The sequence below is a fragment of the Phaeobacter sp. CC-HEC084 genome (assembly GCF_059429255.1).
In genome coordinates, this window is record NZ_JCAIJQ010000009.1 from 577,367 (window position 1) to 601,538 (window position 24,172).

Sequence of the window (24,172 nt, forward strand, 5' to 3'; positions counted from 1 at the left end):
AAAAACGGGCGCCCTCACCGGACGCCCGTTTTTCTTTTATGGCAGGCGCGATCCCAAACGGTTCACCCTCCGTCAGCCTCGTCCGGGCCATCCTTCTCCTGCACTTTGCGACGGGAGCGCGCCAATCCTGCCTCGAACCCCTCGCCATCTCCGAATTCGGAAAACTCGGCATAGCGCGCGTGGGCCCCTGCAACCCGCGCGGCATGCTTGATCGGGCACCAATAGGCTTCAGTGCGGCTGGCAACTTCACGCACCCAGGCGATCACCCCGTTGCAATACCCGCAGTAGATGCAATTCAGTTTCTGCACCCCGTTGAGATAGGCCAGATGGTGCCGGTCCATCCGGATAAAATCGCGCCGGGGCACCTTGGGGATACCGTAAACCGGGAAACAGGCGGCCTGATAGACAAGCACGAAGAGGTCCAGCAGCACGAAGGGCACGATCAGCACATAGATGAAAGGCGCGGTGATCAGCACCATCGGCCGTGTGTAGGCAAGAAAGCGTAGCCAGCGCACCCGCAACGCCCGGTGACGACGGCGGGCCTCTTCCTCCCAGACGATGCGGCCGTTCTCCAGCTTGTACTGAAACGCGGCGCGCTTGTCGGCAATTTCATCCTCCAGCTCGTCCTGCAGCTCCCGCATCCGGGCCAGCAGATCCTCCATTCGCGTGCTCATCTCATACCCTCCATCTGCTCGTTACACCGGCGCGCGGACCGCGCTCTGTTTCGCCCTCACTGAACTACGCCGTGGCCACTCGCCATTCGGCAATCAGCGCTGCCATGATATCCGACGCCGAACCGCTACGGACGCGCGGCGCGCCTTGGCCTGCCCATTGCGCGCCAAACCCGGAGGCCCCGGCCGATTTAGCCGCCGCATTCAGCGCCTTTCCCGCATCATAGGCGATCGGATAGTCCGGAACAGCCGTGCCTGCGTGCTCTGCCGCCCATGCGGTGAAATCGTTGACGAGGCAACGGGCCGGGCGCCCTGAAATCGCCGCTGTCATCTGGGTGGCCTCTGCCGCTTTCGAATGCAGCCGGGCGCGGTACGCACCATCTGCCAGGCTTTCGCTACAATCGATGAAGGCGGTGCCCAGCTGCGCCGCCGAGGCTCCCAAACGCAGCGCCGCTGCGATATCGCCCCCCGTCATCAGCCCGCCTGCTGTCACCACCGGCAGGTCAACCTCCGCCACCAGCAGCCGCGTCAGATCAAGGGCACTCAACCTTTCATCCGGGGCCGCGGGGTCGAAGATGCCGCGATGACCGCCCGCCTCCCAGCCCTGGGCCACCACCGCCTGCACCCCGGCGTCGCGGATCGCACGCGCTTCCGCCAACGATGTGGCACTCGCCATCAGAAAGATTCCCGCCTCTTTCAGTGCCAGCATCAAATCCGGCGCAGGCAGGCCGAAATGAAAGCTGACCACTGCCGGGCGCTCTGCCAGCAGCATCTCCTGCATGTCCCGGTCCACCACAAAGCTGGTATATATTTCGCTCAAGGCCGCGGGCGCCTCCGCATCGAACCGGGCAAAGACCGGGGCGAGCAGATCCAGCCAGGCCGCCTCCCGCGCCGGATCCGGCACAGCGGGCTGGTGGCAGAAAACATTGACGTTGAATGGCCGCGCAGTCAGCGCCCGCGTCTGGCGGATCATCTCCCGCGCTTGCGCCACTCCAGAGGCGCCGATGCCCAGCGCGCCAAGCCCGCCTGCATTGCTGACCGCCGCCGCCATGGCAGGAGAACTGACCCCCGCCATCGGTGCCTGAAAGATCGGCACCTCAAGGTCCAGTGCCCGGATAAGCTCCGTTGCAGCCATGCCATATGTCTCCCTGTTTTGCCCCTCGGCCAGCAAAGCCGCAGTTTCATGCCCATGCAAGTAGAGAAAGCGAAACGCCCATCCCTCTTTGGCCGGAGCCGGGTCAAGGGCGGCGCAGCCGCCGCACCCTAGGTGCGGCTTGCTCTTGAGGCGGCTCTGGCCGCACACAAACTGGCTCTGGCGCCCAAAGGAGGGGCAAAGCCCTCCCTTTGGCGCCTCTCAGCCGTCCTTCGCGCCGCGCAGCGGCGCCACTCCGACGGAACGGGCCCAACGGAAAAGGCCGGATCTGGGATCCGGCCTTTTCGGGCGGGAGAACCCCGCCTTGCAGAATAATTCGCAGATCAGTTGATCGACACCAGCTCGATATCGAAAATCAGATCCTTGCCCGCCAGCGGATGGTTGGCATCAAGCGTAACCGTCGCTTCGTCCGCTTCGACCACGGTTACCGGCAGGACCTGGCCTTCCGGGGTCTGCATCTGCAGCTGCGTGCCCGGCTCCAGCGGAATGTCATCCGGAATACCTTCGCGCGGGATCGCCTGACGTGCGTCAGGGTTGGACGGACCGTATGCGTCATCACAGGCGATCTCGAGCGTTTTCTTGTCGCCCGCGACCATGCCCGGCAGACCGGCATCCATGCCGCCGATCACGTGACCGGCGCCAACGGTGAACTCCAGCGGATCACGCCCTTCGGAGCTGTCAAAGACGGTTCCATCCGTCAGTCGGCCCGTGTAGTGGATGCGCACGGTGTCGCCATTCTTTACCTCGGTCATGTGACCTCCAGTTCGTGTTCAGAATCTAAAGGGCCGGACCCTACAGGACCTGTTTGTGATGTAAACCCACGGCCCGGACCGCAGCAAAGACAATATTTGACCGCCATCCGGGCACCCTCGCGCAATTGTGACAGGTACAACTTCCCGCTTTGTTCCAAGCTGCCTCCTATGACAAAGTCGCGGCAACGGAGGACCCCATGCCCATCACCACCTGTGTATTCGACGCCTATGGCACCCTGTTCGATGTTGCCGCCGCCGCCCGGCAGGCCGCGGCCGAGCCGGACTTCCCGCAGCTTCAGGGCACATGGGCAACCCTCGCCGCCAACTGGCGCCAGAAGCAGATCCAATATACCTGGCTGCGCGCGGTGACAGGCGCCCATACCGATTTCTGGGAGGTCACCCAGAACGGGCTGGACTGGTCGCTGGAGGCCGCCGGTCTGGCCGGAGATGACGCTCTGCGCGAGCGTCTGCTGGCGCTCTACTGGGAACTTCAGGCCTACCCCGAGGTGCCCGCCATGCTCACCGCGCTGAAAGAGGCTGGTTTCAATACCGCGATCCTGTCCAACGGCTCACCAGGCATGCTCGAAGGATGCGTGCAATCGGCCGGGGTCGGCGCGGTGCTCGATGATGTGCTGTCGGTGGAAAGCGTCGGCGTCTTCAAGCCGCATTCCAGCGTCTACGATCTGGTCGGCAAACGCTTTGACTGCGCATCGTCCGAGGTGCTCTTCGTCTCCTCCAACGGCTGGGACGCGGCGGCGGCCAGCGGTTACGGCTTCGAAACCGTCTGGGTCAACCGCGCCGGAGAGCCGATGGACCGCCTGCCCTGGACGCCGCAGCACGTGCTGAATGATCTCACCACGATCCCGGACATCGCCAAGGGCTGATCCCCTCAATCCCAAAGGAGCACATCGCGCCGATGCCAAATTTCACCACTTCGGATGGGCTGTCGCTCCACTACACCGACAGCGCGCAGGGTCAGGTCCTGCCGCTGATCTGCCTGCCGGGCCTTACCCGCGATGGGCAGGACTTTCGGTATTTTGCACCGCATGGCGCACGCTACCGGATGATCACGCTGGATGCGCGCGGGCGCGGGCAATCGGACCCCGACCCTAAGATCGCCAATTACAACGTCATGCGCGAGGCGCAGGATGTGATCGAGCTGATGGATTTCCTGGGCCTGGAACAGGCGGCGATCCTCGGCACCTCGCGTGGGGGAATGGTGGCCATGGTGCTGGCCGCCACCGCAAAGGACCGCCTTAGCGCCGTGGTGCTGAACGATGTGGGACCGGAAATCCCTCAAGGTGGCATTGCCCGCATCATGGAATACGTCGGTCGCCGCCCCGCTGCAAAAACCTATGATAAGGCTGCGCAAACTCTGGCGGCTTTGATGGCACCCGCCTTCCCCGACGTGCCGCCCGCCCGCTGGCGCGAGGAGGTCGAGGTCTTCTACGACGAAACGCCCGAGGGCCTTGCCCTGCGCTATGATCCACGCCTGCGCGATGCGCTGCTGGAGCAGGCCAAGGCTGGCCCGCCCCCCGATCTTTGGGCGCTGTTCATGGCGCTCGAGGGGCTGCCCTGCGGCGTGATCCGGGGCGCCAATTCCGATGTACTGAGCCATGAGACCTATCTTGAAATGCAGCGCCGCCTGCCTGCCCTGCAGGCGGTAGAGCTGGACAATCGCGGCCATGTCCCGTTTCTGGACGAACCGGCTGCCCTCACCCTTATTCATTCCGTATTGGACCAGATTTGATGACTTCCATTTCCATGATCGAAGCCGCTGCCCGGCGGCTTGACGGCCACGCCCGCAAGACACCGCTGCTATCCTCGCCCTTCCTCGACGAGGTTGCGGGCCGTCGCCTGCTGGTCAAACCCGAGTGCCTGCAACACACTGGATCGTTCAAGTTCCGGGGCGGCTGGGCAGCGCTCTCGGCAATGGACGAGGAGACCCGCAAGCGGGGCGTTCTGGCCTATTCCAGCGGCAATCATGCGCAGGGTGTCGCAGCCGCCGCGCAGGCCCATGGCGTCCCTGCCGTGATCATCATGCCCTCTGATGCGCCGCAGCTGAAGATCGACAACACCCGCGCCCTTGGCGCCGAGGTGGTGCTTTATGACCGCGCAGGCGAAAGCCGCGAAGAGATCGGCGCGCATTACGAGAAGACCCGCGGCCTGACGCTGGTAAAACCCTATGACGATCCGCAGGTGATCGCGGGCCAGGGCACCGTTGGTCTGGAGATCGCAGAGCAGGCCGCTGCCGAAGGGGTTACCTCGGGCGATGTGCTGGTCTGCTGCGGTGGCGGCGGTCTGACCGGCGGCGTGGCGCTGGCGCTTGAGGCGCGGGCGCCCGGTCTGCGGGTGCGCCCCGCCGAGCCGGAAGGCTTTGACGATGTGGCCCGGTCGCTCTCAAGCGGGCAAGTCGAAAGCAATCCCGCCACCTCCGGCTCCATCTGCGATGCCATCCTGACGCCTGCGCCGGGGGAAATCACCTTTCCCATCCTGTCGCGCCTTTGCGGCCCCGGCATTGTCATCACCGAGGATGAAGCCCTGCGCGCCATGGCGCTGGCCTTCCTGCGGCTGAAGATCGTTGTCGAGCCGGGCGGCGCTGCTGCCCTTGCCGCGGCACTATTCCACGGGGATGAGATCCAAGGCGATGCGGTGATCGCCGTGGCCACCGGCGGCAATGTGGATCCTGCGATGTTCATCCGCGCACTGGAGCAGCACGCCTAAGGCGGCTTCCATCCCTCCCCGACCTTTGCTTTACCTTCCCGTGCCTTCGCGGATATGGTGCGCCGCAAACGTGACGGGGAGAGATATCATGCAAATCGCGGATCTAGGCGATGTCCAGCTGCACTACCGTGTCGACGGCGATCCGGACGGCGCGCCCATCGTTTTTGCCAACTCTCTGGGCACCGACCTCAGGGTCTGGGACGCGGTGGTCGAACGCCTGCCTGCGGGTCTGAAGGTGATCCGCTATGACAAGCGCGGGCATGGTCTGTCCACCGTTCCGCCCGCTCCCTATTCCATGGGCGCGCTGGTACGCGATGCCGAGCGGCTCCTGGATCATCTCGATGTGCGCGACTGCGTCTTTGTCGGCCTCTCCATCGGCGGCATGATCGCACAGGGGCTGGCCGTGAAACGCCTCGATCAGGTGCGCGCGCTGGTGCTGTCGAACACCGCTGCCAAGATCGGCACCGCCGAGATGTGGCAGGAACGGATCAAGGCGGTCGAGGAACAGGGCATCGAGGCGCTGGCGGACAACGTGATGGAACGCTGGTTCGGCAAGGATTTCCGCGCCACACCCGAACTCACCCTCTGGCGCAACATGCTGGTGCAGCAATCGCGCGCCGGTTACGCAGGTTGCTGCGCCGCCATCGCGGGCACCGATTTCTACACCCCCACCAGCGGGTTGCGTCTGCCCTGCCTTGGCTTTGCCGGGGCCGAGGATGGCTCTACCCCGCCCGATCTGGTGCGCGAAACCGTCGATCTGATCCCCGGATCGCAATTCCACCTGATCCGCCGCGCGGGCCACATCCCTTGCGTCGAAAAGCCCGATGAATACACCGAACGGCTGACCACCTTCCTCAAGGAGATCGGACACATTGGCTGACTTTCTGCTGATCCACGGATCCTGCCACGGCGCCTGGTGCTGGCGCGACCTGATCCCGGCGCTGGAGGCGCGCGGACATACCGCCCGCGCCATCGACCTGCCCGGCCACAACGACGGGCGCGACCTGACCAGTGTCACGCTGGAGGAAACCGCCGAGGCGATCCTGATGGCCGCCGGGCCGGAGACCATCGTTCTGGGTCATTCCTGGGCCGGTTTCCCGATCTCGGCCGCCGCCGAAAAGGACCCCAGCCGCCTGCGCGGGCTGATCTACCTTTGCGCCTATGTGCCAGTTTCGGGCCTTTCCATGATCGACATGCGCAAGCGTGGCCCGCGCCAGACGCTGGCCCATGCGGCGATCAAGGACGAAGCCAGCAACAGCTACACGGTTGACCCGGCCGAGGTGCCGCGCCTGTTCTACCACGACTGCCCGCAAGAGGCGGTGGATTATGCGCTGGAGCGTCTCTGCCCGCAAGCGATCCGCCCGCAGGACACGCCGCTGACCCTGGGCGCCAACTGGGACGGTACGCCCAAGGCCTATATCCGCTGTGCAAATGACCAGACCATTCCGCCGGAATATCAGGCCGATATGGTCAAGGACTGGCCCAAGGGCCACGTGCATGTGATGCAGACCTCTCATTCCCCCTTCTTCGCCGCGCCGGATGCGCTGGCGGATCTGCTCACCCAGATCGAAAAGGATCTCTGACATGGCCGGATCGGTCTTTGACAGCCAGCTTTATGGCGATCTTTTCCCGGCGGGCGATGCTGCGCGCCTGTTCAGCGACAGCGCCGAAATCCGCGCCATGCTGCTGGTCGAGGGTGCGCTGGCCAAGGCGCAGGGCGCGGCGGGCGTAATCCCCGCCGACAGCGCCGCCGCCATCCAGCGAGCGGTGATGGAAGTCGCTTTGGACCCCGGTGCGCTGCGCAAGGCCACCGGACAAAATGGCGTGCCGGTGCCCGCGCTGGTCGCCGCCCTGCGCAGCGAGATGAACGCGCCGGAACATGCGCAGTACGTGCATTGGGGTGCCACCTCGCAGGATATCATGGACACCGGCCTGATGCTGCGGCTGCGGCAAGTTCTGGCAGCGGTTGAAACCGATTTGAAAGCAGCGCTGACGGCACTGGCCCGGCTAGCCAAAGACCATGCCGAGCTGCCGATGCCCGCCCGCACCTATGGCCAGCATGCCACCCCGACCAGTTTTGGCGCCGTGGTCTCCGCCTGGGGCGCGCCACTGATCGCGCTTCTTGAAGAGCTGCCCACCTTGCGTCAGTCCTGCCTGCTGGTCTCACTCTCTGGTGCTGCCGGAACCGCCGGGGCGCTGGGGCCCGAGGCGCCGCAGATCCGCACTGCCCTGGCCGAAGGCCTGTCTCTGGGCGATCCCGAACGCAGCTGGCACAGCGACCGAACCCCGGTGCTGCGCCTCACTGACTGGCTGGTGCGGGTCAATCTGGCGCTTGGCAAGATGGGTGAGGATTGCATCGCGCTGGTGCAGACCGGCATTCAGGAAATCCGCCTTGGCGGCGCAGGTGCCTCATCGACCATGCCGCAGAAACAGAACCCGGTTGCGCCCTCGGCGCTGGTGGCGCTGGCGCGGCAGGGATCGGGGCTTCTCTCGGTCCTGCACGGCGCCGCCATGCAGCAGCATCAGCGCGACGGTGCCGCCTGGTTCACCGAATGGATGTGCCTGCCACAGATCGTGCTGGGCGCCGCCAGCGCCGCCGCCATGGCCAAGGATCTGAGCGCCGGGATCACCCCCAACGCTGATGCCATGGGCGCTGCACTCGCCAGCGGCCTGGACATGATCCACGCCGAGGCGCTGAGCTTTGCCCTCGCCGCCACAATGCCCCGACCGGAGGCGCAGGCCGCCGTGAAAAAGCTCTGCCTGGAGGCCAACGAGACCGCAACGCCACTCAGCACCCTTGCAGCGCGCACCTTTGCCGATCTGGATACTGAGGCGCTGTTTGATCCTGCCCGGCAACTGGGACATGCCCCGGCGGAAGCCTTGCGTTTCGCCAAAAAAGCCGCCGAACTCTGCGGCGAGAAATAACCGGCAAAGAGACATCAGAATGGGACACGGGAAAGACGGTTTGGCAGAGGCTGTGCCCTTCTGATGCGCCTGCCGCTGGTCTTTGTTCTGCTGACCGTGATGATCGACGCCATGGGCATCGGTCTGATCATGCCGATCATGCCCAGCCTGATTGTCGAGGTGCAGGGCGGATCACTGGCGGATGCGGCCATCTGGGGCGGCGTTCTCAGCACCGTCTTTGCGGTGATGCAATTCCTGTTCAGCCCGGTGCTGGGCTCCTTGTCAGATGCCATTGGCCGCCGTCCGGTACTGCTGGTGTCACTCTTCGTGATGGCGCTGGATTATCTGGTGATGGCATTGGCCGGGTCGCTGTGGCTGCTGCTGGCCGGACGTCTTATCGGCGGTATCACCGCCGCCACCCACTCCACCGCAGGCGCCTATATCGCCGATATCTCGAAACCGCATGAAAAGGCTGCGAATTTTGGCCTCTTGGGCGCGGGCTTTGGCGCTGGTTTCGTGCTGGGTCCGCTGATTGGTGGTCTGCTTGGCGAGATGGGCACCCGGGCACCCTTTTATGCCGCCGCCGCCCTGTCAGCGCTGAACTTTGCCCTTGGCTGGTTCGTGATGCGGGAAACGGTCACCGACAAGACCCGCCGCGCCTTTGACTGGCGCCGCGCCAACCCCTTTGGCGCCTTTCGCGCCATGGCCCGCATTCCTGGTATTGCCAACCTTCTGTGGGTCTATTTCCTCTATTCCGTGGCGATCTACGTTTACCCGTCGATCTGGTCCTATTTCACCGCCGAACGGTTTGACTGGGACACCAGGGTCATCGGCGTGTCACTGGCCATCTACGGCGTCTCGATGGCGCTGGTGCAGGGCTGGCTTTTGCGCCACTGCGTACGCTGGTTCGGCGAGCGACGGACCGTGCTTTGGGGGCAGATCTTCGACTTTGTCGCCTTTGGCATTCTCGCCTTCATCACCAGCGGGTCGCTGGCGCTTGCGCTGATCCCGGTCTCGGCCCTTGGCGCGGTGGTGCAGCCCGCATTGCAGGGGATCATGTCCCGCGCGGTGGACGACAACCAACAGGGGGAGCTACAGGGGGTGATGACCGCCGTACACGCCCTGTCAATGATCATCTCTCCGATGATGATGACGCTGACCTTTGCCCATTTCACCCGCGCCGAGGCCGCCATCTACCTGCCGGGGGCGCCGTTCCTGCTGGCGCTGGTGCTGATGTTGGGTGGGTGTCTGCTGTTCTTGCGCGCCAGCCGTTCCCACACGTAAACGCGCAATCTCCCCTGCAACTCTCCTCTTGCGACAATCAACCGTCCGGGTCACCGTGCGGAAAATGCACGGTCTAAAAAACACGGGCCAACGGGGAGAACGCACCATGCAAACCATCAAAGCCGCCGTCTGCCACGCCTTCGGCAGTCCGCTTGTCATCGAGGAGATTCAGCTGGCCGCCCCGCGCATGGGCGAGGTCGAGGTGACGCTGGATGCGGTGGCCATCTGCCACAGCGATATCTCCTATGCCGAAGGCGCCTGGGGCGGTCACCTGCCTGCCGTCTATGGCCACGAGGCGGCCGGAACGATCACCGCGGTTGGCGGCGGCGTCAACGGATTTGAAGAGGGAGACAGCGTTGTCGTCACCCTGATTCGCGCCTGCGGCACCTGCCCCAGCTGCGCAGGAGGCAAGCCGACGATCTGCGAAACGCCCTATGACGGGGTCAAAAACGGCCCCCTCACCACCGCCGAAGGCGGCCCGCTGGAACAAGCCATGGCTTGCGGTGCCTTCGCCGAAAAGGTGGTGGTCGATCAGCGCCAGATCGTGAAGATCCCCGACACCATGGCCAAGGATGTCGCCTCGCTGATTTCCTGCGGGGTGATCACCGGCGTTGGTGCCGCGGTCAATGCCGCCGGTCTGCGCCCTGGGCAGGACGTGGTGGTAATCGGCGCTGGCGGCGTTGGCCTCAACGCCATTCAGGGCGCCCGTATCGCAGGCGCCCGCCGCATTGTCGCCGTCGACATGAGCGAGGAAAAGCTGGAGGTTGCCAAGGAATTCGGCGCCACCCACGGGGTGCTCGCCAGCCAGGCCTCACCCTGGCGCGCCGCTTACAAAGCGCTTGGCGGCAAGGGAGCCGATGCGGTGCTGGTCACTGTAGGCGCCATCCCCGCCTATGATCAGGCCGTGCGCTATCTGGGAAGGGGTGGCAAGGCGGTGATGATCGGCATGCCGCATTCCGGCCAGAAGGCGGAATACGAGCCCGTCGTAATGGCCGCCATCGGTCAGGGCATGGTCGGCTCCAAGATGGGCGATGTGGTGATCCAGCGCGATATCCCCTGGATGATCGACCTTTACGATCAGGGGCGGCTCAAACTGGACGAGCTGATCTCCGGCCGCTGGCGCCTTGACCAGATCAACGAGGCCATCGCCGATACCAAGACCGGCTCAGCCCGGCGTAACGTCATCCTCTTCAACCGCTAACGGCTGCCGCAGCCCAAAGGAGCCCCCCATGAAGCTGCAGAACCTCGACATCATCGTCACCGCACCGCCTGCCCCGGGTTGGGGCGGACGCTATTGGATCCTGGTAAAAGTGACCACCGACACCGGGATCACCGGCTGGGGCGAATGCTATGCCGCCTCGATCGGGCCGGACGCCATGACCCATGTGATCCGCGATGTCTTTGACCGGCATATGGCGGGCGAGAATCCGGAAAACATCGAGCTGATGTTCCGCCGCGCCTATTCCTCGGGTTTTACCCAGCGTCCCGATCTGACGGTCATGGGTGCCTTTTCCGGCTTGGAAATCGCCTGCTGGGACATTCTGGGCAAGGACAGGGACCGCCCGGTGCACGCACTGCTCGGCGGGCGGATGAACGATCGCATCCGCGCCTATACCTATCTTTATCCGCTGCCCCATCACGACATCGCCGCCTTCTGGACCTCGCCCGATATGGCCGCCGAAAGCGCCACCGAAATGGTGCTGAGGGGCTATACGGCGGTGAAATTCGACCCCGCAGGCCCCTACACGATGCGCGGCGGCCATATGCCCGCGATGCGCGACATCAGCCAGTCGGTCGCCTTTTGCAAGGCGATCCGGGAGGCGGTCGGCGATCGCGCCGACCTGCTGTTCGGCACCCATGGCCAGTTCTCGACCGCAGGCGCCGTACGGCTGGGCCAGGCGCTGGAGCCCTATTCGCCGCTGTGGTTCGAAGAACCCACGCCCCCCGACAATATAGAGGACATGGCCCGCGTCGCCCGGCAGGTGCGCATCCCGGTTGCCACCGGCGAGCGGCTGACCACCAAGGCCGAGTTTGGCGCGGTGCTGCGTGCGGGCGCTGCCGAGATCCTGCAACCGGCGCTGGGAAGGGCCGGCGGCATCTGGGAGATGAAGAAGGTTGCCGCCATCGCCGAGGCCTTCAACGCGCAGATGGCGCCGCATCTTTATGCCGGGCCGGTGGAATGGGCCGCGAATATACACCTGGCGGCCTCGATTCCGAATATCCTGATGGCCGAAACCATCGAAACCCCCTTCCACGACGCCCTGATCAAAGGAGCGATCCGCGTCGAAGAAGGCTTCATCCGCCCGCCCGAGGCCCCCGGTCTGGGCATCGAGGTGGACGAGGATCTGGCCCGCGCCAATCCCTTTACGGGTGATGATCTGCACCTCAACATGCAAGAGGCGCCCTGCGACTATGCCAAGGGAAATTCCTTTGCCGGAGGCGCCCCGCCGCTGCCCGAGTGACTCTGTTTCATCGATGGCTTGTGCAACAGGGACAAAATGGGGCATTATACGGTCCATCATTTATCGCAGGACCCCGGACACGTGACCATTCAGCATCCCGATACGATGTCGCCGGATACCCCGATCGACATGGCCCAGCGCGCCGCCGATGCCGCGTCTTTCCTCAAGACGCTGGCCCATGAAGGGCGGTTGATGATCCTGTGCCATCTCGGCACCGGTGAGAAATCCGTCGGCGAATTGGAAGCGCTGCTGAATATGCGTCAGGCCGCCGTCAGCCAGATGCTGGCGCGACTGCGCGACGAGGGGCTGGTCGAAACCCGCCGCGACGGCAAGACGATCTTCTATTCCCTGAAGGACCGGAACACCGAAGAGATCATCGCGCTGCTCTACCGCCAGTTCTGCGGCCCGGAATAAGCACCCACTGCGCCCGGCACCGAGCGGCCCACAGACGTCTCCATTCCAAGACTACACCGGATCAAACCCGCTGGGTTTGAGACCCACGGCACCTGACCCCGTTCGACAAGGACGCGGGTGCTCCCGTGCCTGTCAGGTCCCTTGCCTGCGGCAAAGCCCCAGACACGCTGTGGGCGTGGCGCGGCTTCGCCGCGCCACGCCCAACTGGCACAGGGCATTCCCTGAATGGCCGAAACCAGGCGGGAGTGCCCCGCCTGCCTTTCAACGATGGTGTTTCAGAACGCCCGGATCAGTCGTCCGCACGCACGGTCTGACGTTGACGGCCCAGACCTTCGATTTCCAGCTCCATCACGTCGCCCGGTTTCAGATAGATCGGATCAGGCTTGATCCCCATGCCGACGCCCGGCGGGGTTCCTGTCGCGATCACATCGCCCGGATGCAGGGTCATCAACTGGCTGAGGTGGGCAATGATTTCCGCCACCGAGAAGATCATCTTGCCGGTGGTGCCACTTTGCATGCGCTGACCGTTCACATCGCAGGACAGCGACAGGTTCTGCGGATCGGCAACCTCGTCCCGGCTCACCAGCCAGGGACCGATCGGACCAAAGGTGTCGCAGCTTTTTCCCTTGGTCCATTGTCCGGTCAGCTTGATCTGGAAATCCCGCTCGGACACATCGTTGACCACGCAATACCCGGCCACATAATCCAGCGCGTCTTCTTCGCTCACGTATTTGGCGGTCTTGCCGATCACCACGCCCAGTTCGACCTCCCAGTCGCCAGCGACCGAGCCGCGCGGCAGCACCACATCGTCATTGGGGCCGACAATGGCCGAGGTCGCTTTCATGAACAGGATCGGATGTTCGGGGATCGGCATTCCGGCCTCTTCGGCGTGGTCCGAATAGTTGAGACCGATGCAGAGGAACTTGCCGACGCCGCCGACGCAGGGTGCCAGATCCAGATCGCCTTCGACCACGGGTAGGGCCGCCACATCCAGTGCCGCCAGCTTCGCCAGCGCGGCATCATCCAGGGTTGCGCCTGTGATATCCTCTACATGATCCGACAGATCGCGGGCCGTTCCATCGGCCGCCAGCATCCCCGGACGCACAGTGTCTCCCACGCGATATCGCAGCAGTTTCATTCTATTCTTCCCGTCTTGTTGGTTGTCTTCGTCAGATCAGCTCGAAACGTAGCCGGCCACCACCTGCAACAGCTTAAAGGCCGTCGCGGCGTCGTTTTCCACCACGGCGAGGAACTCTTCCTCACCGATACGCAGACAGGTCAGATCCGTCTGCGCGATCATGCTGAGCGCACGGGGCTCCTTGCGGATCAGCCCCAGTTCCCCAACCAGCCGCCCCGGGCCAACCGTGGCAATCAACCGGTCCTCTTCGCCATCCTGTGGCAGGAACAGCCCCGCTTCGCCTTCGGTGATCATATAGGCACCGTCGCTGGCATCGTCGTCTTTCAAAAAGACCGCATCTCCCGCCTTGGCCTCGTACCAGCGCGCGCCAAAGGCCAGCAGCCGCAGCTGGCGCCGGTTGAGACCTGAGAAAAGCTCGGATTGTTCCAGCGCCCGCAGTTTGCGCGCCAGATCCTGGCTGGCGGCGCTGTCGGCCACGGCGGCCTCCTGCATCTGGTCGCTGACCAGCCGCCCCTGGCGCAACTGGTAGAAAACATCGAAGACTTCGGAACGTTCGAAATCGCTGTCGAGATAGACCAGCGTCGTCTCCGGCAGCAGCTTGCGCAGGTTCTTGTGCACCGAAACGCGGGTTTCCAGATCGTAACTCGCCAGCGCCGATTCCAGGATCAGGATATCGGGCCGTTTGATCGTCGCCCGGGCAAAGGCCAGCGGTTCGGCAAAACTGGCAGGCAGGCCCTGCCCGCCCAGCGCGACCGGCAGATCAAAGATCAGTTCGACCACCATGTTGCGGGTGCCATTTTCCACCAGCACGTCCGACACCAGCTTGCGCAGCTCGTCGCCGCGGGCGCCCGCAGTGTCGGAGATTTTGCCGAACATGGCGTTCTCCATCACCGTCAGACCGGGAGCAAACCTGCTGTCGTCGATACGGACAAAGATGTCCTCAAGCGTTTCCATCAGCTCGTCCGCGTGGCTGCGGCGGAACTGCAGGATGCGGTCCTGCATTTCCTGACTGAAGGCCGGGCCGATCTGCTCGGCCGAGATGCTGAAGGGCACGATCAGCATCTGCGCCAGCTCGTCCCGGTCAAGCGCATCGACGCCCTTGCTGCGGGTCTTGTCCACCAGCGCCAGCGCCGCCTCATAGGCCGATGGTTCCAGCCCCAGTTTGCGGAACAGCGGATGGCCGGTACCATCGATACCAAAGATCTGCCGCAGCATGTCCACCACGTCCTGTGTCAGCGTCACAAGGTCGGTGTCCAGCTTCAGCTCGCGCAGCCGGTCCAGAAAATTGACGTGGCGTTTCAGCACCGCTTCGGTGATCGGCTCGCGCAGGGTGGCATACAGCAGGTTTTCCGCCACCGGTAGCGCCGGGTTATAGCGGTCTGGTGCAAAGAAATGCGCTTGCGCCTCCAGTCCAGCCTTTTCTATGGCCGCCTGCACCTTGGGGCGCAGCTCGATCAGGCTGGCGGTCAGGCGAGGATGCGCGTTGCTGTCGAATTTCTGGTCCATGCCGCGCCGGAACAGGGCGGTATCGGTGCCGATGCCCGACACCAGCTGCACCCACCAGTCGCGCAATTCCGCCTCGGTCGAAAAACCCGCAAGCGATGGGTCCAGCCATGCCGCATCATAGGGGTCGGGGCTGTTGCCCGCCCTCAACGCCGCATCCAGCTGCAACATGTCGCGGGCCTCACCCTGCGGGCGTTGCCGCATCGGCATCATAACGTTGTCCCCGAAAGAGCCCCGAAACAGAACCGGCCGCGAGGTCGCATGACCGATGCGCGAAGCAACGATGGCCTGATGCACCTCGCGCAGATCAAAGGTTGCGACCGTCACGGCGCCCGCCGCAGGCAGCACTTCACGGGTCAGCAATTCGGCCATGGCGCGGCGGTCTTCCTCGGACGGGGCGGCAATGCCGATGACCTTCCCGGCAGGCAGCGTGGCGGTAAGATCCTCCAGCACAAGATTGCCATCGGCGTCGCGCACGCTGACGTCTTTCAGCTCGATATCGCCCTTGAGGCGTGGAATATCGTCAGGTTCGCCGGTCATCAGCGCTTCATCGACCATGCCCGGCGGCGCGAAACGTTCCAGGATCACCTCCCAGCGTAGCGACATGTCCTGCGTCTGGTTGTAATATGTCAGCAGTTCCTTCCAGGGCGAGGCGATATCCTTGTACGCCGCCAGCGCCGCCACCAGCGCGCCCAGCGACACCTTACCCTGCAGCACAAGGAAGCCGCCCACGGCGTAAAAGAAGAATGGCGTCAGCTGGGTGATGAAGTTGTTGAGGAACTTCATGAAAAATTTTTTCTGGTAGATATCGAAACGGATATCATAAAGCCGCCCCAGCCGGTCGGTGATCACCGCCATCCGGTAGCGCCAGCCGCCATTGATGCGCAGCGTGGCGGCACCTGCTGCGCTTTCGCCGATTTCCGAGGCCAGCGCCCGCACCTCTTTGATGCGCTCCTTGTTCAGAAGGTTGATGCGCCGCTGCAGCATCGGGATCAACCAGCCCTGAAGCGGGATCAGTGCCACGGCGGCCAGACCGAACCAGAAGCTTTGCACAAACAGGAAATAGAGGATGGTCAGCATCTGCCCGGCCTGCAACACCGGCTGGCTGACGGCATCGCCCATCAGACCGCCCATCGGCTCGGATTCCGATGTCACCATCGACACCAGTTCGCCCTGGCTGACCCGTTCGAAATAGGGCTGCGGGAACCGCAAAACGCGGGCGATCAGCTGATAGCGGAACCGGCGCAGCATCCGTTCGGCCAGAACCCCCTTCATGGTGTTGATGCGCATTTTCAGCAGACCGTGCATCAGCACCGACACCAGAAAGGCCACACAAAGGAGCCACAGGAAAGTCAGCTTATCGAAGGAATACCCCAACACCGCAATCGTGTCGGTCTCGGCACCAATGGCATCGTTGATGATACGCTTGGGCAGTTCCAGTGTCAGGTACAAAAGCGGAAACAGGCAGGCCGTGACCACCAGAAGCACGAGCTGATCACGTTTGGAATACTTCCAGATAAAACGGAACAAAGAACGTTCTATGAGACAGCTCCGGATAGGCGTCTGAAATTCGGTACAGCATATGCCTAGCGCGGTTTACCTGTGACAGGCAATGGCAACTGCACCAAAGCCCGTTTTGGCCTGTCGTCGCGGCACAAGGGCACGCAGCATTTGCCATGGCGGCAAAAAAACGTAAGGTTCCCGGACAGTATAGATGACAGGGGACTGTTTTGCCGGAGCATACCGGAACATTATTGCTGCTGCTCTGCCTGATGCAGGTCAAACATATGTTCGCAGATTTCTTTCTGCAGACACCAAAGATGCTGTCGGGCCGCGGCGAATACCTGCACAGCGGTCGTGCGCAGCATGCCGGAGTTCACACGCTGGGTTCCATTCTGGTCTTCGTGCTGATGGGCGCGCCCGTCCTGTTCATCCTGATCACCTGCGTGCTGGAATGGATCGTGCATTTCAACATCGACTACTGCAAGGCGCGCTATTCCGACAGCAAGCAACTGACGCCACAACAGGCGGCTTTCTGGCGCGCTGCCGGTACCGATCAGGCGCTGCACCAGCTGACCTATATCGCCATGGCCGCCGCCTGGCTGAAATACGCGACCTAGGGCACAACCCGCCTAAGGGACAACCGGCCTGTCCCGCTTGATCGTGCGCAGCACCACGTTGGTCTGGGCGCTGGCCACCGCAGGCAGGCGGAACAGGAACTCTTCCAGAAACCGGTTATAGGCCTCCAGATCCGGCGCCAGAACCCGCAGGTGATAATCCGACTGGCCGGTGGTCGCAAAACACTCCTGCACCAGCGAATTGTTCTCAACCGCGCGGATGAACTCCTTCAGCTTTTCCGGATCATGCCGCGTCAGCTGCACATGCACCATGGCGTGAAAGCCAAGCCCCATGGCCACCGCATTCACCACCGCGCCATAGCGTTCGATCACACCGGCCTCTTCCAGCGCGCGCACCCGCCGCCACAGGGCAGAAGGAGACATGCCTACCATCTCGGCCAGATCCGCATTGGAAATACGCGAATCCTCCTGCAACAGGGTCAATATACGGCGGTCGCGGTCGTCCAACTTCATTGCAACGGTTATCCAGTTCATAATAGCGATCAACACCGGTTAATTTATCCACAAATTGCCAAAACGCCAGTAGATGCGGCAAAATTTTTCGCCTCAAATGGATTATCCTTTCGCGATCACAGACTACCCGCGCGAGGACTCCCCGATGACCAAGCTGAGCCACGACTTCCGCAGCTACCAGCTCGATGACCGTTACGAGATGACCAAGGGCCGCGTGTTCCTCACCGGCACGCAGGCGTTGGCGCGGATCATGCTGGACCAGTCCCGCCGCGATCAGAACGCCGGGATGAACACCGCCGGGTTCGTGTCGGGCTATCGCGGCTCGCCCCTTGGCGCCGTCGATCTGGAATTCTGGCGCTCACGCAAGCGGATGGAAGAGGCCAAGGTCAAATTCATGCCCGCCGTGAACGAGGATCTGGGCGCCACCGCCGTTCTGGGCGCGCAGCAGGCGGTTCTGGATTCCCATTGCGAGGTCGAGGGCGTCTTTTCCATGTGGTACGGCAAGGGGCCGGGCGTCGACCGTTCTGGCGATGCACTGAAGCATGGCAACGCCTATGGATCGTCCGAAAAGGGCGGCGTGCTGGTGGTTGCGGGCGATGACCATGGCTGCGTCAGTTCCTCCATGCCGCACCAGTCGGACGTCGCCTTCATGGCCTGGTTCATGCCTGTTCTGAACCCGGCGGATGTCTCCGAATTCCTGACATTTGGCGAATACGGCTTTGCCCTTTCACGCTATTCGGGCACCTGGGTCGGCTTCAAGGCGGTGTCGGAAACCGTGGAAAGCGCGCGGTCGGTGGAATTGCAGCCGGATCGCGACTTCATCCTGCCCGAACTGCCCCCCTACCCCGGCGGGCTGCACATCCGCCGCGCCGATCTGCCCTCGCCCGAGATCGAGACCCGGATCCAGGCCAAGATCAAGGCGGTGCGCGCCTTTGCCGAAGCCAACCCGATCGACCGGCGCATCTATGACATCAAGGACGCCAAGTTCGGCTTTGTCACCACCGGCAAGGGGCATCTCGACCTGATGGAGGCGCTGCGCCTTCTGGGGCTGGACGAGACCGCCTGCCGCCGACTGGGTATCGACATCTACAAGGTCGGCATGGTCTGGCCGCTGGCCCGCCCCGAGGCGCTGCGCTTTGTGAACGGCAAGGAAGAGGTGCTGGTCGTCGAGGAAAAACGCGGCATCATCGAAAGCCAGTTCAAGGAATATTTCTACGACTGGCCCGGCGACAAGCCCAAGAAAATGGTCGGCAAATACGACAGCAAGGGTGAGCCGCTGATCCCATGGACAGGGGAGCTGAGCCCGCTGCAACTGGCCCCCATCGTGGCCGCGCGGCTTGATGCCTTCTTCCCCGAAGAAAACCTGCCCGCCAAGGCCGCAGCGCTGACCGCTGAGCCACCCAAGCTGATCAACGTGCCCGGCGCCACCCGCACGCCCTATTTCTGCTCGGGCTGCCCGCACAACACCTCGACCAAGCTGCCCGAAGGGTCCAAGGCGTTTTCCGGCATCGGCTGCCACGTCATGGCCAGCTGGATGGACCGCGACACCGCAGGCTATGCCCAGATGGGCGGCGAAGGTGTGCCCTGGGCCGTTGCCTCGCAGTTCAACGGCGGCAAGCATGTGTTCCAGAACTTGGGCGAAGGCACCTGGTATCACTCGGGCAGCCTGGCGATCCGGCAAGCGGTCGCTGCCAAGACCAACATCACCTACAAGATCCTTTATAACGACGCGGTCGCCATGACCGGCGGTCAGCCGGTGGACGGGCCGGTCAGCGTATCAGGCATCGCCCAGACCTGCCGCGCCGAAGGGGTGGACCGCATCGCGCTGGTCTCGGACGATATCGCCAAGTTCAACCGCGCCGATTTCCCCGCCGGAACCTCCTTCCACGACCGCGACGAAATGGACATCGTTCAGCGCGAGTTGCGCGAGATCCCCGGTGTCACCGTGCTGATCTATGAACAGACCTGCGGCACCGAGAAACGCCGCCGCCGCAAGCGCGGCAAGATGGAAGACCCGAAGAAATTTGCCTTCATCAACGATCTGGTCTGCGAAGGCTGCGGCGATTGCTCGGTGGAATCCAACTGCCTGAGCGTTGAGCCGAAAGAGACGCCCTTTGGGCGCAAGCGCAAGATCAACCTCTCCTCCTGCAACAAGGACTTCTCCTGCCTCAACGGCTTTTGCCCCAGCTTTGTCACCGTTGAGGGTGGCGAGCGGCGCAAGAAGCAGCCCGCCGGTCTGGATGCAGACCAGCTGGTGGCCCGCCTCCCCGCCCCGGACCTTCCCTCCCTCGCCGAGCCGTTCGATCTGCTCGTCACCGGGGTGGGCGGCACTGGCGTTGTGACCGTCGGCGCGCTGATCACCATGGCCGCGCACCTTGAGGGCAAGGGATCGAGCGTGCTGGACTTCACCGGCTTTGCGCAGAAATTCGGCACCGTTCTCAGCTATATCCGCCTGTCGAACGCGCCCGAAACGCTGAACCAGGTGCGTATTGATCAGGCTGCCGCCGATGCGGTGATTGGCTGCGATGTGGTGGTGTCCTCCGCCCCCAAGGCCTCGGCCCATTATCGCGCGGGCACCAAGGTGGTGCTGAACCGCGCCGAAATGCCCACCGGCGATCTGGTGCTGCGCCGCGATGCCGACCTGATGACCGGTCTGCGCGAAAAGGAGATCGAGGCGGTGGTTGGCGCCCAGAACCTATCGGGCTTCAATGCCAACGAGGCGGCCGAGGCGCTCTTGGGCGATGCGGTTCTGGCCAATGTGATGATGCTGGGCTTTGCCTGGCAAAAGGGGCTGGTGCCGGTCAGCGGTGCGGCCCTCAGCCAAGCAATCGAACTCAACGGCGTGGCCATCGACAAGAACCACCTCGCCTTTGCTATCGGTCGCGCCATGGCGGTGGATCCCGCGCTTGTCAGCCAGTTCTACGACGAAACCCCGGAGGAAGGGGAAACGTTGCAGCAGATGATCGACCGCCGCGCCGCCTTCCTGACTGAGTATCAGGACGCTGCCTATGCAGAGCGCTACCGCAACATGCTGGACCGGCTGCGCAGTTCCCTGCCTGCGGACGTGCAGGACGATCTGGTGACGCGCGCGGCAAAGTCGCTGTTCAAGCTGATGGCCTATAAGGATGAATTCGAAGTCGCCCGCCTGCTGACCGCAGACAGTTTCAAGGAGCAGATCGCGTCGGAATTCGACGGCGACTATTCAGTCAAATACCACCTCGCGCCGCCGCTGCTGGCACGCGGCAAGGACAGCCGGGGCCGCCCGAAGAAAAGCGCCTTTGGCGCCTGGCTGCGCCCGGCCCTGTCTGTCATGGCCAAGGCCAAGGGCCTGCGTGGCAGCGCGTTCAACCCCTTTGGCTATCACGCCGAGGCCCGCCTGCACCGCGACCTTCTGGACTGGTACGAGGCGGCGCTGACCAAGGTCGCACGTGCCTATGGCGCGGACCGGCACGACACCTGCGCCGACATCCTGGCAGCACCGATGGAGATCAGGGGCTATGGCCCGGTCCGCATGGAGGCCGCCGCCAAGGTGCGCAAGGAGGTCGACCAACAGCTCGGCCAGCTCTGAGTGCCGTCTCTCCCGATCAAGGGCGCGCCTGCCTCTGCGCAGCGCGCCCTTTTTTGATCCAAAACTCTTGCTTATCCAGCACAGCTTTCCACTGTCCCGGATTGAAAACGCCTCTCCCTTCGGGCTGCACAGTGCGACCGATTGCGGCCAGTGCCGGATTGGCAATTGTAAAAGTAGCCACAGAAATGCATAATTTTCGAACGATGGGTGACTTCGTTCCGATAAGGACGCAACGCGCCTTGGGAAACCGGCCAAGCAGTGCCGGGACACGCACACCAGACGGTTCGGAAAGGGCCTGCCTGTATGCCAACTGAAATGAACATCCTTCTGGTCGAAGACAGCGACCTGGATGCGATGATCCTGGAACGTACTTTGAAACGGCTTGATCTTCCGGCAACCGTCGTGCGGGCGCGTGACGGCGTCGAAGCACTGGATATCCTGGCGGGCACAGCCCCAGGGATATCAATCGAAAGCCCGTTCCTTATCCTGCTGGATATCAACATGCCGCGCATGAACGGCCATGATTTTCTGAGCGCCCTGCGCGCCAACCCGGACACGGCAGATCAGATCGTCTTCATGTTCACCACATCAGACAATCACGCGGACATTGCCGAGGCTTATAAGCACAATGTCAGCGGATATTTCATCAAGCCCCAAGGTGCAGCCGAGCTGAAGACGCTGCTGACCTCTCTTTTCCGGTTTTGGGAGATTTGTCAGCCGCCTGTGCCCAGTCCCGCCTAGGCGATGGTCGCCAGACCCGGTCGACTCAGACGTCCCAGTATCTTTCCGTGTAGATGGCGAATTCTTCCAGCTCCTCCGGCAGGGGTTCTTTGCCGGTGAAGACCCGCAGGTAATGGGGCGTCATCTGCAACCGTTCCTTATGGCTCTCGTTCGGCTCCGCCATGTCATAGCCAAGCTGCATGTAGTAAAGAACCTTGGCCCGGGTCTTTGCCTCCAGCTCCGGATAGCCATAGCGGGAGAACATGTCGCTGAGCGCTTTCACCCGCCGTGCATCGGAACGGTCTAGCAGGCTGCGCACCTTGCCCGAGCGCCGCGCCCAGTCCCGCACCGCGAAATCAAGCGCGGTATTGAACAGATCCGGGTTGGCAATGCAGTGAAAGACGTTCAGCACCGCACCCGTGATCGCGGCGGCAGGGGCTTCGGTCTGGGCAACCATCGCGGCGGTGTTGGTCTGCTCCCACGTCTGCAACAGCGCATCCAGCAGATCCTGCCGCGATTTGAAATACCAGTAGAAGGAGGAACGCGACACGCCCATGCGCTCGGCCAGGGCCAGCACCTTGACCTGCTCAACCCCGTGGCTGATCAGCACATCCATCGCCACATTCAGCCAGTCGGCCCGGGTAACCTTGACGTTGCCGGTCAGGGGTTCGGCGGTGGGATCATCCCGGTGCAGGATCGGTTTGGGGGGCATGGACAGAACACCTCGTGACGTGCGCCAATCAGGGCACCAAACATCCTGCGGCGCCCACCGCGCCTTGTCCACCGCATTTGACGGTGTTGCGACATTTGTCTCAGTTTAAGGCCAGGGCACCTGGGCTCTCGAAATCGTGTCCGTCCATCGCGCGGGCCCGCACCGCCTGCAAATGAACGGTCATTGAGCCCCCACATTATGTATGCGAGCCTTCACGCTGAGACGGTTTCGAAGGTGACATGAAATGAGCAATGCCTGCACAGTGCGATGCTGCGAGAACTTCCGCGGTCATGCCATCTGCCACCGCAAGGGAAACGAGAATACCCGCCCGATTGCCTTGGAGAAAAACCAATGAGCGTGACAGTCCGAGCGTTCAGGGCAGAAGATGCAGAGGCATTCCGCACTCTTCACCGGGCCTGCCTCGCGTATTACCAGATTGCCCCGGCCACCCATGATCAAGAAGAGCGGGTGCTTGCACTGCTCCGCGCCGAAAGGCACATGGCATGCCATCTGGCCTTTGATGGCACCCAGCCCGTCGGGTTCGCCACATGGGGACTAAGCTTCCCGGCCGGCCCGGGAATATCATTGGTCATGAAAGAGCTGTTTGTTTCTCCGACCGTTCGACGAAAGGGTGTTGGAAAAGCATTGTTATCCGCCCTCATTGATGTGGCACGTCGCGAGGGCTGCACACGTTTTGACTGGGCCACAGACGGCACCAACGGTGGCGCACAACGATTTTATGAGGCGCTTGCAGCACCGAAAATGACCAAGCAGAGCTATCGCGTCGCCGAAACGGAATTTGACACCTTTCAAGCGCGAATTGAGCGCAAGTAGCGCGTGATTAAATCCTGATATTGGCTCCCAACTCGGGCTGTCAGGACGTGCCATCGCTGCGCGAGACCTCCTTCTCTGCCCTCCCGGCCTACAACTGCGAACTTGGGCGCTCCCGAATGGCCTCTTGCCAGGCCAGCGTGGCCGTGTTGGCTTCGGGCACGCGCATCTTGATCACGCGAGCAAAATCAACAAAGACGAAGGCCGAGATATCCGCCAGCGTGAAATGATCAGTGGCAAGGAAGGGGCTGTCCTGCAGGCGCTCTTCCAAGAGATCAAAGAACCGTGCAGTCCGCGCCTGTCCACGTTCGGCCAGCTCAGGGATCTGGGCATAGTGATCAGGGCCCGGAATGGCGCGGTTTTCAAACGCCGGGTGGGTGTTGCGCAGCGCCTCGGCCACGGGGGCGCCGCCCTGCTGTTCCACGATGGCATTCCACATCAGCACCAGGCCTTTTTCATCGGCGGTGCGTCCCATCAACGGCGGTTCCGGATGCGCCGCCTCCAGATAGGCGGCAATGCCAAGGTTCTCGGTCAGGACAGTGCCCGCATCAGTGACCAGAACCGGGATCGTCGCGCGTGGGTTCACCGCCAGAAAGGCCGCGTCCAGCTGCTCACCCTTGGCGATGGAAATGTCATGGGTTTCAGGGCTCAGCCCCTTCTCCGCAAGAAACATCCGCGCCCGACGCGGGTTCGGCGCGGTGGAGCAATCGTAGAAAATCATGGCAGCCTCCCTCTGTTACCGCCA

At 63.0% G+C, this 24,172-nt stretch carries 22 protein-coding genes; 14 read left to right on the forward strand and 8 right to left on the reverse strand.

What is annotated here, in order from left to right; genetic code table 11:
• Positions 1 to 62: 62 nt before the first annotated feature.
• The 3 genes from AC5SSZ_RS20010 to AC5SSZ_RS20020 all read right to left on the reverse strand — a co-directional run bounded on the left by AC5SSZ_RS20010 (position 63) and on the right by AC5SSZ_RS20020 (position 2,576).
• Complete coding sequence (locus AC5SSZ_RS20010) at positions 63 to 674, reverse strand: hypothetical protein (RefSeq protein WP_495439685.1); 612 nt, start codon at positions 672 to 674, stop codon at positions 63 to 65.
• Positions 675 to 738: 64 nt separating this feature from the next.
• Complete coding sequence (locus AC5SSZ_RS20015) at positions 739 to 1,806, reverse strand: NAD(P)H-dependent flavin oxidoreductase (protein WP_495439687.1); 1,068 nt, start codon at positions 1,804 to 1,806, stop codon at positions 739 to 741.
• 341 nt (positions 1,807 to 2,147) lie between these two features.
• Positions 2,148 to 2,576, reverse strand: coding sequence for an FKBP-type peptidyl-prolyl cis-trans isomerase (locus tag AC5SSZ_RS20020; RefSeq protein ID WP_065272312.1), 429 nt, complete (start codon positions 2,574 to 2,576; stop codon positions 2,148 to 2,150).
• A gap of 197 nt (positions 2,577 to 2,773) precedes the next feature.
• Between AC5SSZ_RS20020 and AC5SSZ_RS20025 the strand changes: the two genes are divergently transcribed.
• The 10 genes from AC5SSZ_RS20025 to AC5SSZ_RS20070 all read left to right on the forward strand — a co-directional run bounded on the left by AC5SSZ_RS20025 (position 2,774) and on the right by AC5SSZ_RS20070 (position 12,364).
• Positions 2,774 to 3,460, forward strand: coding sequence for a haloacid dehalogenase type II (locus AC5SSZ_RS20025; protein WP_495439688.1), 687 nt, complete (start codon positions 2,774 to 2,776; stop codon positions 3,458 to 3,460).
• Between the two features lie 32 nt (positions 3,461 to 3,492).
• Complete coding sequence (locus tag AC5SSZ_RS20030) at positions 3,493 to 4,326, forward strand: alpha/beta fold hydrolase (protein ID WP_495439689.1); 834 nt, start codon at positions 3,493 to 3,495, stop codon at positions 4,324 to 4,326.
• On the forward strand, positions 4,326 to 5,300 hold the full coding sequence (locus AC5SSZ_RS20035) for a threonine ammonia-lyase (RefSeq protein WP_495439691.1): 975 nt from the start codon (positions 4,326 to 4,328) through the stop codon (positions 5,298 to 5,300). The genes AC5SSZ_RS20030 and AC5SSZ_RS20035 overlap by 1 nt, the downstream gene beginning before the upstream one ends.
• Before the next feature lie 88 nt (positions 5,301 to 5,388).
• On the forward strand, positions 5,389 to 6,180 hold the full coding sequence (gene pcaD / locus AC5SSZ_RS20040; protein ID WP_368997878.1) for a 3-oxoadipate enol-lactonase: 792 nt from the start codon (positions 5,389 to 5,391) through the stop codon (positions 6,178 to 6,180).
• On the forward strand, positions 6,173 to 6,883 hold the full coding sequence (locus AC5SSZ_RS20045; protein WP_495439693.1) for an alpha/beta fold hydrolase: 711 nt from the start codon (positions 6,173 to 6,175) through the stop codon (positions 6,881 to 6,883). Before pcaD ends, AC5SSZ_RS20045 begins: the two co-directional genes overlap by 8 nt.
• Position 6,884: 1 nt before the next feature.
• Entirely contained in the window at positions 6,885 to 8,225 is a 1,341-nt protein-coding gene (locus AC5SSZ_RS20050; RefSeq protein WP_495439694.1) for a lyase family protein, read from the forward strand.
• A 63-nt stretch (positions 8,226 to 8,288) separates the two neighbouring features.
• Positions 8,289 to 9,488 (forward strand): TCR/Tet family MFS transporter, encoded by a 1,200-nt coding sequence (locus AC5SSZ_RS20055; RefSeq protein WP_495439696.1) that lies wholly within the window; start codon positions 8,289 to 8,291, stop codon positions 9,486 to 9,488.
• A gap of 106 nt (positions 9,489 to 9,594) precedes the next feature.
• A complete protein-coding gene (locus AC5SSZ_RS20060) occupies positions 9,595 to 10,689 on the forward strand; it encodes a Zn-dependent alcohol dehydrogenase (RefSeq protein ID WP_495439698.1) in 1,095 nt (364 codons plus the stop codon).
• A gap of 28 nt (positions 10,690 to 10,717) precedes the next feature.
• Positions 10,718 to 11,950, forward strand: coding sequence for a mandelate racemase/muconate lactonizing enzyme family protein (locus tag AC5SSZ_RS20065; protein WP_495439700.1), 1,233 nt, complete (start codon positions 10,718 to 10,720; stop codon positions 11,948 to 11,950).
• Between the two features lie 105 nt (positions 11,951 to 12,055).
• Entirely contained in the window at positions 12,056 to 12,364 is a 309-nt protein-coding gene (locus AC5SSZ_RS20070; protein WP_335645308.1) for a metalloregulator ArsR/SmtB family transcription factor, read from the forward strand.
• A gap of 289 nt (positions 12,365 to 12,653) precedes the next feature.
• On the opposite strand, the gene AC5SSZ_RS20075 is transcribed toward AC5SSZ_RS20070, so the two are convergent.
• Both AC5SSZ_RS20075 and AC5SSZ_RS20080 read right to left on the reverse strand, forming a co-directional pair.
• Positions 12,654 to 13,502, reverse strand: a complete 849-nt coding sequence (locus tag AC5SSZ_RS20075; RefSeq protein WP_495439702.1) for a fumarylacetoacetate hydrolase family protein — start codon at positions 13,500 to 13,502, stop codon at positions 12,654 to 12,656.
• A 36-nt stretch (positions 13,503 to 13,538) separates the two neighbouring features.
• A complete protein-coding gene (locus AC5SSZ_RS20080; protein ID WP_495439704.1) occupies positions 13,539 to 16,535 on the reverse strand; it encodes an ABC transporter transmembrane domain-containing protein in 2,997 nt (998 codons plus the stop codon).
• Positions 16,536 to 16,777: 242 nt separating this feature from the next.
• Between AC5SSZ_RS20080 and AC5SSZ_RS20085 the strand changes: the two genes are divergently transcribed.
• Complete coding sequence (locus AC5SSZ_RS20085; protein ID WP_274829523.1) at positions 16,778 to 17,125, forward strand: DUF3307 domain-containing protein; 348 nt, start codon at positions 16,778 to 16,780, stop codon at positions 17,123 to 17,125.
• Between the two features lie 12 nt (positions 17,126 to 17,137).
• Here AC5SSZ_RS20085 and AC5SSZ_RS20090 read toward each other — a convergent pair whose 3' ends face one another.
• On the reverse strand, positions 17,138 to 17,596 hold the full coding sequence (locus AC5SSZ_RS20090) for an Lrp/AsnC family transcriptional regulator (protein ID WP_495439706.1): 459 nt from the start codon (positions 17,594 to 17,596) through the stop codon (positions 17,138 to 17,140).
• 145 nt (positions 17,597 to 17,741) lie between these two features.
• On the opposite strand from AC5SSZ_RS20090, the gene AC5SSZ_RS20095 reads away from it, so the two are divergent.
• Positions 17,742 to 21,164: an indolepyruvate ferredoxin oxidoreductase family protein gene (locus AC5SSZ_RS20095; RefSeq protein ID WP_495439708.1), complete on the forward strand. Its 3,423-nt coding sequence runs from the start codon at positions 17,742 to 17,744 to the stop codon at positions 21,162 to 21,164.
• Positions 21,165 to 21,467: 303 nt separating this feature from the next.
• Positions 21,468 to 21,905, forward strand: coding sequence for a response regulator (locus AC5SSZ_RS20100; RefSeq protein WP_065272300.1), 438 nt, complete (start codon positions 21,468 to 21,470; stop codon positions 21,903 to 21,905).
• A gap of 25 nt (positions 21,906 to 21,930) precedes the next feature.
• Here AC5SSZ_RS20100 and AC5SSZ_RS20105 read toward each other — a convergent pair whose 3' ends face one another.
• Entirely contained in the window at positions 21,931 to 22,596 is a 666-nt protein-coding gene (locus tag AC5SSZ_RS20105; RefSeq protein ID WP_274837981.1) for a TetR/AcrR family transcriptional regulator, read from the reverse strand.
• Positions 22,597 to 22,947: 351 nt separating this feature from the next.
• Here AC5SSZ_RS20105 and AC5SSZ_RS20110 point away from each other — a divergent pair, with 351 nt between their 5' ends.
• Positions 22,948 to 23,430, forward strand: a complete 483-nt coding sequence (locus AC5SSZ_RS20110; protein ID WP_495439710.1) for a GNAT family N-acetyltransferase — start codon at positions 22,948 to 22,950, stop codon at positions 23,428 to 23,430.
• 88 nt (positions 23,431 to 23,518) lie between these two features.
• On the opposite strand, the gene AC5SSZ_RS20115 is transcribed toward AC5SSZ_RS20110, so the two are convergent.
• Positions 23,519 to 24,148 (reverse strand): glutathione S-transferase family protein, encoded by a 630-nt coding sequence (locus AC5SSZ_RS20115; protein WP_274829519.1) that lies wholly within the window; start codon positions 24,146 to 24,148, stop codon positions 23,519 to 23,521.
• Between the last annotated feature and the right edge of the window lie 24 nt (positions 24,149 to 24,172).

What these genes read in the sequence shown, in the direction of transcription:
- AC5SSZ_RS20010 (WP_495439685.1), bottom strand. Translation starts at nt 674, where the DNA reads ATGAGCACGCGAATGGAGGATCTGCTGGCCCGGATGCGGGAGCTGCAG.
- AC5SSZ_RS20015 (WP_495439687.1), bottom strand. Translation starts at nt 1,806, where the DNA reads ATGGCTGCAACGGAGCTTATCCGGGCACTGGACCTTGAGGTGCCGATC.
- AC5SSZ_RS20020 (WP_065272312.1), bottom strand. Translation starts at nt 2,576, where the DNA reads ATGACCGAGGTAAAGAATGGCGACACCGTGCGCATCCACTACACGGGC.
- AC5SSZ_RS20025 (WP_495439688.1), top strand. Translation starts at nt 2,774, where the DNA reads ATGCCCATCACCACCTGTGTATTCGACGCCTATGGCACCCTGTTCGAT.
- AC5SSZ_RS20030 (WP_495439689.1), top strand. Translation starts at nt 3,493, where the DNA reads ATGCCAAATTTCACCACTTCGGATGGGCTGTCGCTCCACTACACCGAC.
- AC5SSZ_RS20035 (WP_495439691.1), top strand. Translation starts at nt 4,326, where the DNA reads ATGACTTCCATTTCCATGATCGAAGCCGCTGCCCGGCGGCTTGACGGC.
- pcaD (WP_368997878.1), top strand. Translation starts at nt 5,389, where the DNA reads ATGCAAATCGCGGATCTAGGCGATGTCCAGCTGCACTACCGTGTCGAC.
- AC5SSZ_RS20050 (WP_495439694.1), top strand. Translation starts at nt 6,885, where the DNA reads ATGGCCGGATCGGTCTTTGACAGCCAGCTTTATGGCGATCTTTTCCCG.
- AC5SSZ_RS20055 (WP_495439696.1), top strand. Translation starts at nt 8,289, where the DNA reads ATGCGCCTGCCGCTGGTCTTTGTTCTGCTGACCGTGATGATCGACGCC.
- AC5SSZ_RS20060 (WP_495439698.1), top strand. Translation starts at nt 9,595, where the DNA reads ATGCAAACCATCAAAGCCGCCGTCTGCCACGCCTTCGGCAGTCCGCTT.
- AC5SSZ_RS20065 (WP_495439700.1), top strand. Translation starts at nt 10,718, where the DNA reads ATGAAGCTGCAGAACCTCGACATCATCGTCACCGCACCGCCTGCCCCG.
- AC5SSZ_RS20070 (WP_335645308.1), top strand. Translation starts at nt 12,056, where the DNA reads ATGTCGCCGGATACCCCGATCGACATGGCCCAGCGCGCCGCCGATGCC.
- AC5SSZ_RS20075 (WP_495439702.1), bottom strand. Translation starts at nt 13,502, where the DNA reads ATGAAACTGCTGCGATATCGCGTGGGAGACACTGTGCGTCCGGGGATG.
- AC5SSZ_RS20085 (WP_274829523.1), top strand. Translation starts at nt 16,778, where the DNA reads ATGCAGGTCAAACATATGTTCGCAGATTTCTTTCTGCAGACACCAAAG.
- AC5SSZ_RS20090 (WP_495439706.1), bottom strand. Translation starts at nt 17,596, where the DNA reads ATGAAGTTGGACGACCGCGACCGCCGTATATTGACCCTGTTGCAGGAG.
- AC5SSZ_RS20095 (WP_495439708.1), top strand. Translation starts at nt 17,742, where the DNA reads ATGACCAAGCTGAGCCACGACTTCCGCAGCTACCAGCTCGATGACCGT.
- AC5SSZ_RS20100 (WP_065272300.1), top strand. Translation starts at nt 21,468, where the DNA reads ATGCCAACTGAAATGAACATCCTTCTGGTCGAAGACAGCGACCTGGAT.
- AC5SSZ_RS20105 (WP_274837981.1), bottom strand. Translation starts at nt 22,596, where the DNA reads ATGCCCCCCAAACCGATCCTGCACCGGGATGATCCCACCGCCGAACCC.
- AC5SSZ_RS20110 (WP_495439710.1), top strand. Translation starts at nt 22,948, where the DNA reads ATGAGCGTGACAGTCCGAGCGTTCAGGGCAGAAGATGCAGAGGCATTC.
- AC5SSZ_RS20115 (WP_274829519.1), bottom strand. Translation starts at nt 24,148, where the DNA reads ATGATTTTCTACGATTGCTCCACCGCGCCGAACCCGCGTCGGGCGCGG.